General features: G+C 76.1%; 9 protein-coding genes and 1 pseudogene. 5 read left to right on the forward strand and 5 right to left on the reverse strand.

The window, feature by feature from the left end; all coding sequences use genetic code 11:
- Nucleotides 1-151: 151 nt before the first annotated feature.
- A complete protein-coding gene (locus VF468_12355; GenBank protein HEX5879087.1) occupies nt 152-862 on the reverse strand; it encodes a hypothetical protein in 711 nt (236 codons plus the stop codon).
- Between the two features lie 2 nt (nt 863-864).
- On the reverse strand, nt 865-1728 hold the full coding sequence (locus VF468_12360; GenBank protein ID HEX5879088.1) for a hypothetical protein: 864 nt from the start codon (nt 1726-1728) through the stop codon (nt 865-867).
- A 56-nt stretch (nt 1729-1784) separates the two neighbouring features.
- Between VF468_12360 and VF468_12365 the strand changes: the two genes are divergently transcribed.
- The 3 genes and pseudogenes from VF468_12365 to VF468_12375 all read left to right on the forward strand — a co-directional run bounded on the left by VF468_12365 (nt 1785) and on the right by VF468_12375 (nt 4359).
- On the forward strand, nt 1785-3176 hold the full coding sequence (locus VF468_12365) for a serine hydrolase domain-containing protein (protein ID HEX5879089.1): 1392 nt from the start codon (nt 1785-1787) through the stop codon (nt 3174-3176).
- A gap of 7 nt (nt 3177-3183) precedes the next feature.
- A pseudogene (locus VF468_12370) lies at nt 3184-3597 on the forward strand (GNAT family N-acetyltransferase).
- Between the two features lie 27 nt (nt 3598-3624).
- A complete protein-coding gene (locus VF468_12375; protein HEX5879090.1) occupies nt 3625-4359 on the forward strand; it encodes a VOC family protein in 735 nt (244 codons plus the stop codon).
- Here the strand turns inward: VF468_12375 and VF468_12380 are convergent.
- Both VF468_12380 and VF468_12385 read right to left on the reverse strand, forming a co-directional pair.
- Complete coding sequence (locus tag VF468_12380; protein ID HEX5879091.1) at nt 4356-5288, reverse strand: HAD family hydrolase; 933 nt, start codon at nt 5286-5288, stop codon at nt 4356-4358. The two genes, VF468_12375 and VF468_12380, sit on opposite strands and share 4 nt — an antisense overlap.
- Before the next feature lie 3 nt (nt 5289-5291).
- A complete protein-coding gene (locus VF468_12385) occupies nt 5292-5561 on the reverse strand; it encodes a plasmid stabilization protein (GenBank protein ID HEX5879092.1) in 270 nt (89 codons plus the stop codon).
- Between the two features lie 327 nt (nt 5562-5888).
- Here VF468_12385 and VF468_12390 point away from each other — a divergent pair, with 327 nt between their 5' ends.
- Nucleotides 5889-6542: a DNA-3-methyladenine glycosylase I gene (locus VF468_12390; GenBank protein ID HEX5879093.1), complete on the forward strand. Its 654-nt coding sequence runs from the start codon at nt 5889-5891 to the stop codon at nt 6540-6542.
- Between the two features lie 12 nt (nt 6543-6554).
- Here VF468_12390 and VF468_12395 read toward each other — a convergent pair whose 3' ends face one another.
- Nucleotides 6555-7223, reverse strand: a complete 669-nt coding sequence (locus VF468_12395; GenBank protein ID HEX5879094.1) for a VOC family protein — start codon at nt 7221-7223, stop codon at nt 6555-6557.
- A gap of 49 nt (nt 7224-7272) precedes the next feature.
- Between VF468_12395 and VF468_12400 the strand changes: the two genes are divergently transcribed.
- Nucleotides 7273-8546, forward strand: a 1274-nt coding sequence (locus tag VF468_12400) for an AAA family ATPase (GenBank protein ID HEX5879095.1), incomplete at its 3' end; no start/stop codon positions are given.

An 8546-nucleotide genomic window follows, 5' to 3' on the forward strand; every position in this document is an offset into this window, starting at 1 on the left:
GATCTCGGGACAGGCGATCAGCTCCGGCAGCTCGGTCCCTTTGCTTTCCAGTTCCATCTCCCCCGCCTTTCCAACGGTGCATCCGCCGCCAGTCTCCTGCGGCGGCGGCGGCTCGGCTGTGCCGGCCGGCACAGCGCGGACGTGCCGTCGGTCACGCCCCGCCGACGTCGAGCCCGGCCAGCACCCGCCGCAGCCACCAGGCGGTCGACTGGGCCAGGTCGGGGTCGACCGGCGACCGCAGCCCGGCGGCCATCGACCGGTAGCTGACCGCCTGGTGGGGGCACGGCGGCCGCCAGCGCGGCCATCTCGTCCTCCGACAGCCAGGTGGCCCGGTCGATCCCGGGGAGCCGGCCGCGGTGGCCCCGAGCGCCGGCAGCCAGGCCGCCGCCTCGGCCGCCAGCCGTCCCAGGCGGCGGTCGTGGACGCCGGCGGCGAGCAGCAGGCCGACGTGGGCGGTGGCCTTTACCTGGAGCCGGGCGAAGGTGCGGGCCACCTCCTCGACGACCTCGGCGGGCACGTCCCAGCCGAGCTCCTCGCCGAAGTCGTCCAGCACCAGCCAGCCGCGCTCGGCCTCCACGGCCAGCGGGGCGGGCACGAGGTCGCCGAACAGCCGGGCCAGCGTGGCCATGACCACGCCCTCGTTCACGAACGCGGGCGAGGGCGCGTTCGCCTTGAGGTAGACGTCCCCGGCGGTGGTCGGCGCCTGCAGGACGCAGGCCAGCTCCCAGGACCGGACCTCCCGCAGCGGCCCGGTGACGGGCCGGCCCAGCCGCTCCATCTCGGCGGCCAGCCAGGCCCCGGCCTGGGCGGCCCACCCCGGCTCGGCCCACGGCTGCGGGGCGGGCCCGGCGACCCCGGCCACGGTCAGCCGCCGACGTGCTCGGTGCGCAGCTCGTGGCGCTCGTCGGGCAGCCGGGCCTCGTACCAGATGCGGTGGCCGCCGCCGGGCAGGGGCAGGACGTCCAGGTAGCGGACGTCGGCCACGGGCGGGCCCTCGGCCTGCTCGAAGCGGCCGTCCCGGCCGGTCGCGGCGGCCAGGCCGGTCCGCTCGAACCAGTTCTCCTCGGCCGAGGCGCGGCCGTCGTAGGCGGCCCGGCCGTCGCTGAGGACGGTGGTGAGCCGGGCCCCGCGGGCGTCCCAGGCGCCCGGGCGGCCGCTCAGGACGGTGCCGTGCCAGTCCCACGACCAGCCGTCGTCGCTGGTGGCGTAGGCCGAGCTCATGCGGTCCTCGGCTCCGGGCACGTCAAGGGGGTGGCAGCAGATCCAGGCGTGCCAGCGCCCGTCGCGCAGCTGCACGATCGGGTCCTTGACGGCCATCCGCTCGTCGCCGGGGAAGACCGGGCGGGCCTCGGCCGCGGCCAGGCCCTCGGGGTCGGCGGCCTCGAGGGCCTCGATCCACCAGTGCTTGCTCTGGGGCGTGCCGCAGCAGACGTACAGCCGCCAGCGTCCCTCGGGGGTGCGGACCACCGCCGGGCGCTCCATCCACTGGGCGCCGAAGCGCGCCTGGTCGAGTGTGGCCACGGTGGTGAAGGTCTCGCCGTCGGACGAGCGGGCCACGACCGTCTGGTCGATCCCGTCGTGCCCGTTGCGCACCCGGTAGCCGACCACGAACCCCCCCTCGCCGTCCGGCGCGGCGCTGGAGGCGCCGGCCCACCAGCCGGGCCCGGCGCCGGGCGCCGGCACCGCGACCACGGCCCGGCCCATCCCGGGAAGGGGGAAATTTCCCATGCGCCGACCCTAACATCCCGGCGATCATACGGTCCGGCGGGCGGCGAGGGGAGCGGGTGCGGGTGGGCGGACAGGGGGCGCTGGAGGCGGCGGCGGAGCGGCTGACGGCGTTCGCCAGCCGGTGGCTCGCCCTGCCGGGGGCCCTGCCCGGCCTGGCGGTCGGGCTGATCGGCCCCGGCGGGTGGCGGCGCGAGCTGGCCGTCGGCGTCGCCGACGTCGCCTCGGGCCGGCCGCTGACCCCGGACGCGCTCATGCCGGTGGCCTCGGTCGGCAAGGCGATGACGGCCGCGGCCCTGCTGCGCGAGCACCAGGCGGGCCGGCTCGACCTGGACGCCCCGGTCCACGAGCACCTGCCCTGGCTGCCCCTGGCGACCCCGTTCGGGCCGATCAGCGTGCGCCACCTGCTGGGCCACACCGCCGGGATCGTCACCGGCATGGAGGGCTCACCGTCGCCGTACCTGGAGGCGCTCGCCCTCGCCCACACCCCGCCAGGGTGGCCGCCCGGGGAGAAGACCCGCTACTCCAACGTCGGCTACGCCGTGCTCGGGCTGGTGCTGGAACGGGTCGCCGGCTCCTCCTATGCCGAGGCGGTGCGGCGGCACGTGCTCGACCCCTGCGGCATGGCCGGCTCGGAGGCCGTCACCACCGCCGAGGCCCAGGCCCGGGCGGCCACCGGCCACGTCCGGCTGGCCGGCGGGGCCATGGTCCCCGCCCCCTGGGTGCCGACGGCGGCGGGGTCGGGGGCCACCCTCTGCACCGCCCCCGACCTCGGCCGGTTCCTCCGCGCCGTCGTCGCCGGCGACCCGCCGCTGCTGGCCCCGGCCGCCCGCGAGGACATGCTGACGCCCGTCCTGCCGATTCCCGACGGGGGTTACGGGTACGGCCTCGGCGTCGAGCTGGACGACCAGGACGGCTACCGCCGGGTCGGCCACCAGGGCGACTGCCCCGGCTACTGCAGCTACGCCTTCGGCTGCCCGGAGACCGGGGTCGGCGTGGTCGCCCTCGGCAACGGGCCCTGGCGGCCGCCGTCGGAGGAGGCCAGCGCCTGGGCGGTGGTCGAGCACGGCCTGGCCCTGCTGCGGGCGGCGGCCCTGGGCCGGGACCTGCCCCCCGACCCACCGGCCGACGTTCCCGAGCCGGCCGGCGACCCACCGGCGTCCCCGGCGCCGGCGCGCGACCTCCCCGCCGAGCTGGCCGCGCTGGCCGGGACCTACGCCGCCTGGAACCCGTGGCTGCCCCAGGTCGTCGTCCGCCCCGCGGCCGGCGGCGACGGGCTCGTCCTGGTCTGGCCCGAAGGCGACGAGGAGCCCCTGACCCCCGTCCCGGGCGGCGGCTTCCGCCTCGGCGACGACCCCGACAGCCCGGACCGGGTCACCTTCCAGGCCGAGGTCGAGGGCCGCCCCATGCAGGCCGTCGTGTCCGGCTGGCCCTTCGACCGGGTCGGCTGAGCCGGCCATGGAGCTCGACGCCGGCCGGCTGGTGCTGCGCCCCATCGACCAGGAGGTCGCCCGGGCCCTGCTGGAGGGACGCACCCCCGAGGGCGTGACGCTCGCCCCCGGCTACCCGTCCCGGTTCTCGGTCGAGGTGCTGGAGATGGTGGCCGGGGCCAGGCCGGGCGCGAGCGGCGGGTTCGGCCCCTACTTCATGGTCCGCAAGGCCGACGGCGCCGTCGTCGGCGAGATCGGCGCCGGCCTGGACGGCGCCACCGCCCAGGTCGGCTACACGGTGGTCGAGCCGAGCTGGGGCCAGGGGTACGCCACCGAGGCGCTGCGGGCGCTGCTGGCCCACCTGCTGGCCGACCCCAGGGTGGACAGGGTGCTGGCCGACACCCTGGTCGGGCACACGGCCAGCCGCCGGGTGATGGAGAAGGCCGGCATGCACCTCCACGACCGGCGCATGGGCGAGGTCGACGGTGAGCAGGCCGAGCTGGTCGTCTACGAGGCCAGGACGCTGCGCCGGCAGGAGGCCTCCGACGCGGTCAGCGGTCTGGGCTGGCGCTACGTCCTCGGCACGCTGCGCACGACCCTGCCGGTGGGCTCGCTGGCCGAGGCCGCCAAGGTGGCCGCGCGCATGGTGGCCGCCTGCGGGGACGACGCCGACGGGAGCCTCTCGATCGACGTCCGCCCCGACCTGGTCGTCCTGATCCTCCAGTCCAGGGTCAGCGCGTCGGTCACAGCGCGCGAGGTCGAGCTGGCCCGGCGGATATCGGAGGCGGCCGGCGGGATGGGGCTGGCGACCGATCCCGGGCTCGCCGGCGTCGGTCCCAGGTCGGTCCAGGTCCTGGAGGTGGCCATCGACGCCCTCGACATCGCCGCCGTCCGACCGTTCTGGAAGGCCGTCCTCGGCTACACCGACGAGCCCGGGCGCTCGGGTCCCGAGGATCCGCTGGTCGACCCCGTCGGCCAGGGCCCGGCGGTCTGGTTCCAACAGATGGACGCCCCGCGTCCCCAGCGCAGCCGCATCCACATCGACGTCTCGGTCCCCCACGACGAGGCCCGGCGCCGCATCCAGGCCACCCTGGCCGCCGGCGGCGTCGTCGTCTACGACGCCGAGGCCCCGGCCTTCTGGGTCCTGGCCGATCCCGAGGGCAACGAGGCCTGCATCACCACCTGGGAGGGCCGCGACCCCTAGCCGAACACGGTCGCCCAGTCGCGCTTGACGCTCACGACCGTCCAGCTCCGGGCCTTGGCCTCCTCGAGGGCGCGCTCGGCCCCGGCGACGTAGTCGAACTCGCGCTCGGGGTCGTCGTGCAGCACCAGCAGCCGCAGCCCGGGACGCGACGGGCCGCCGGCGTAGCGCAGCATCTCGATGTCGCCGTTGGAGTTCCCGGCGGCCACGATCGGCCGCCGCCCGATGCGGCTCCAGATCCGCACCGGCTTGACCGGGCCGTCGTCGAAGTAGTCCGGCTGGGCCTCGTACACGACCGAGCCGCCGTGCTCGTCCGGCTCGTAGCGCAGCGCGTTGCTGGTGCCGATGACCCGCTCGGAGGGGATGTTGTAGATCGCCTGGGTGACCGGCCGCATGAAGTCGCGGTCGCCGCCCGAGGCGATGTAGTTGGTGAACCCGTTGGCCGCCAGGTAGCCGAGCAGGTCGATCATGGGCCGGTAGCCGCAGTGGTGGAAGGCGCGGCCCAGGGTCGGGTGCCGGCCGGCGACCAGGAACCGGTGGGCGGCGGCCCCGTAGTCGTCGACGGTCATGCCCGCGAACGCCTGCAGGATCCCGGCCAGCAGCACCTTCACGTCGCTGTCGTCGCCGTGGTAGTGCTTGGTGATGACGTCGCCCAGCCAGCCGTAGTCCCTGTCGTAGGCCGCCTTCCACGGCTGGCGGCCGCGCAGCGAGGCGTCCTCCTCGGCCATGGCGGCCAGCCGCTGCAGGATGAAGCCGGGCTCGATCGGCATCGGCTTCTCGCACCACAGGGTGCCGTCGTTGTCGAACACCGCCACCCGCTCGTCCGGCGGCACGAACTCCGGCGACCCCTCGGTGGTGACCCGCTCCACGAACTCCCGGATCGCCGTCGCCGCGGGCCCGTCGTTCCAGCTGGCGAGGTGTTCGTCGGCCACGGCCTACTTCTGCCCGAGGGCGCGGGCCAGCTCGTCCCGGCCCATCTTGGAGCGGCCCGGCAGGTTCCGCCGCTTCGCCTCCTCGTAGAGCTCCTGGCGGGTCTTGGGCGACGACCCGCCGCTGCGCTTGCGCTTGGCCACGGCCGCGCCCTGCTTGCCCAGCGCGGTCCGGGTCTTGGCCGGCATGTTGGCGATCGAGCGCTTCCGCTTGGCCCCGCTCTGGGCCTTCTTGACGTTGCGCTTGGCCGCCTCGACCTGCTTCTTCGTGGCCATCTCGGTCCTCCCGCCGACGTCCGTTCCGGTTGCATACCCCGTCAGCGGCGGACGATGCAGCGGAACCCGAGGTGGGAGGTGCCGGTTTCTCCCGGTGTTCGACGACCGCCCCGGCCGTGCAGCTCTGCTCGCCGGAGGAGTCGGTGAAGCGCATCCCCCTCGGCGGCGATCCGGTCGATGCTGGGGGTCCGGTAGCCCATCAGCCCGTCCGGCGTTGCACCCTCCCTCGCTCGCCCGGTGGTCCACGCCGCCCTACCATCCCTTGGGCCAGGGCGACCTGCCCGCACTCTGACCGGGTGATTCGCGCGCTGATCCGGAGGCATGGCCATGGGAGGTGACCAGGTGCCCGCGGGCCCGCCCGACGGGGTCGTGGCCGGCGACGACGGGGTCGCGCGCTGCTGGTGGGCCGCGGGCGACCCGCTGTACCGCCGCTACCACGACAGCGAGTGGGGCCGGCCGGTCGCCGACGACCGCCGCCTGTTCGAGAAGCTCTGCCTCGAGGGGTTCCAGGCGGGGCTGAGCTGGCTGACGATCCTGCGCAAGCGGGAGCGCTTCCGGCAGGTGTTCGCCGGCTTCGACCCGCCGGCCGTGGCCCGCTTCGGGCCCCGGGAGATCGAGCGGCTCCTGGCCGACCCCGGGATCGTCCGCAACCGGGCCAAGATCGAGGCGACCATCAACAACGCCCGCCGCCACGCCGACCTGGCGGGCGAGTTCGGCAGCCTGGCCGCCTACGTCTGGCGGTTCGAGCCCGGCCCGGCGGCCCGCCCCGCGGTCCTGGACCACGCCGCCCTCCTGCAGCTCGGCCGCACCCCGGAGTCGACGGCGATGAGCAAGGACCTGCGCCGCCGCGGCTGGGCGTTCGTCGGCCCCACCACCGTCTACGCCTTCATGGAGGCGATGGGCCTGGTCAACGACCACCTGGAGGGCTGCGACCGCCGCCTCCCGGTGGAGCGCGAGCGGCAGGCGTTCCGGCGCCCCTAGGAGCCCGTCCGCTCAGTCGCGGGACATCGAGGTGGCCACGCAGGCCTCGTTGCCCTCGGGGTCGGCCAGGACCCACCAGGCCGGGGCGTGCTCGTCGGTCAGCAGGCGGCCGCCGGCGGCGACGGCGGCCGCGACCCGCGCCTCGGCCAGCTCGTACGGGACCCAGACGTCGACGTGGATGCGGTTGCGCTGGGGACGCGGGGCGTCCATCTGCTGGAACCAGAACGACGGCCCGCGGCCGCGCGGGTCGACCAGGTCCTCGTCGGGGCTGTCGGCGCGGTACTCGTAGCCGAGCACGGCACGCCAGAACGGCAGCACGTCGGCGCCGACGAGCGCGTCGATCGAGACCTGGACGGACTGCACCATGGAGAGGTCGGCGGGGACGCCCTGCTCCCGGGCCAGGGCCGAGATCCGCCGGGCCAGCTCGAGGTCGCGCTCGCTCAGCCCGTACCAGTCGTCGGTGACCGTGAGCAGCCGCACGGTCACGCCCTCGTGCCGCAGGTCGACGTCGGGGTGGTGGTCGCCGAGGCCGGCCAGCTCGCCGATGGCCCGCACCAGCCGGACGCCGGCCGCGAACGACCCGGTGCGGAAGAAGGCGCACGCGCCGTCGCCCACCACCCGCCAGTCCTCGACGCCCTCGGCGTCGTGGAACTGCCGCAGGGTGATCCCGTTGACGTCCATGGCCCGAGGCTATGCCAAGCCGCCGACATCGACGTAACGTCGCCCTGCGATGGACCTGCTCGAACGTGCGGGGCTGCTGGACGAGCTGAGCGGTGTGCTGGCCGCGACGGTGGACGGCGGCCGCGTCGTCCTGCTCGCGGGCGAGGCCGGCATCGGCAAGTCGGCGCTGGTCAGGCGGTTCACCGAGCGGCGGCCGGCGGACGCCCGGTTCCTGCTTGGAGCCTGCGACCCGCTGCTCACGCCCCGTGCGCTGGGGCCGCTGCACGACATCGCCAGGCAGACGGGCGGCCGGCTGGCCGACCTGCTCGCCTCGGGGGGGCAACGGGAGGCCGTCTTCGCGGCGTTCCTGGACCAGCTGGCCCAGCCGCCGCGGCCGGTGGTCGTGGTCGAGGACGCCCACTGGGCCGACGAGGCGACCCTCGACCTGCTGGTGTTCCTGGGACGCCGGCTGGAGCGGACCCCGGCGATGCTGATCGTCACCTACCGCGACGACGAGGTGGGCGCCGACCACCCGCTCCCCGGTGTCCTGGGCACCCTCCCCCAGGGGGTGGTGCACCGCCTGCGGCCGCAACCGCTGTCCGAGGCGGCCGTGGCCGAGCTGGCCCGCCGGGCCGGCCGCCCGGCGGCCGGGCTGCGCGCCCTCACCGGCGGGAACCCCCTGCTGGTCACCGAGGTCCTGGCCGCCGCCGACGCCGACGTCCCGATGACCGTCCGCGACCTGGTCCTGGCCCGCCTCGCCCGCCTCCCGGCCGGCGCCCAGGAGGTGGTACGGCTGGTCGCCGTGGTCCCGACCCGGGCCGAGCTGTGGCTGCTGGAGGCGGCGCTGCGGCCGGCGCCGGCGGCGGTGGAGGCGGGGGCGGCCGCCGGGCTGCTGGTGGTGGACTCCGAGGCGGCCGGGTTCCGCCACGAGCTGCTGCGGCAGGCGGTGGAGGGGTCGCTGTCGACCCTGGGCCGCCGGGAGCTGAACCGGCGGGTCCTGGAGGTGCTGGCGGACGCGCCCAGGCGGGAGGTCGACGTGGCCCGGCTGGTCCACCACGCCCGCGAGGCCGGCGACACCGAGGCCGTGCTGCGGTACGCCCCTGCGGCGGCCAGGCAGGCGGCGGCGGTCGCCGCCCACCGGGAGGCCGTCGGGCACTACCGGGCGGTGCTGGCCCACGCCGACCTGGTCCCCCCGGCGGCCCGCGCCGGCCTGCTGGAGGCCTATTCGGTGGAGTGCTACCTGTCGGGGCTGTCGGCCGAGGCGGTCTCGGCCCGCCGGGCCGCGCTGGAGCTGCGGGAGGCCGCCGGGGACCGGGAGCGGGTCGGGGAGGGCCTGCGCTGGCT

The sequence above is a fragment of the Actinomycetota bacterium genome (genome assembly GCA_036280995.1).
Lineage (GTDB): Bacteria > Actinomycetota > CALGFH01 > CALGFH01 > CALGFH01 > CALGFH01.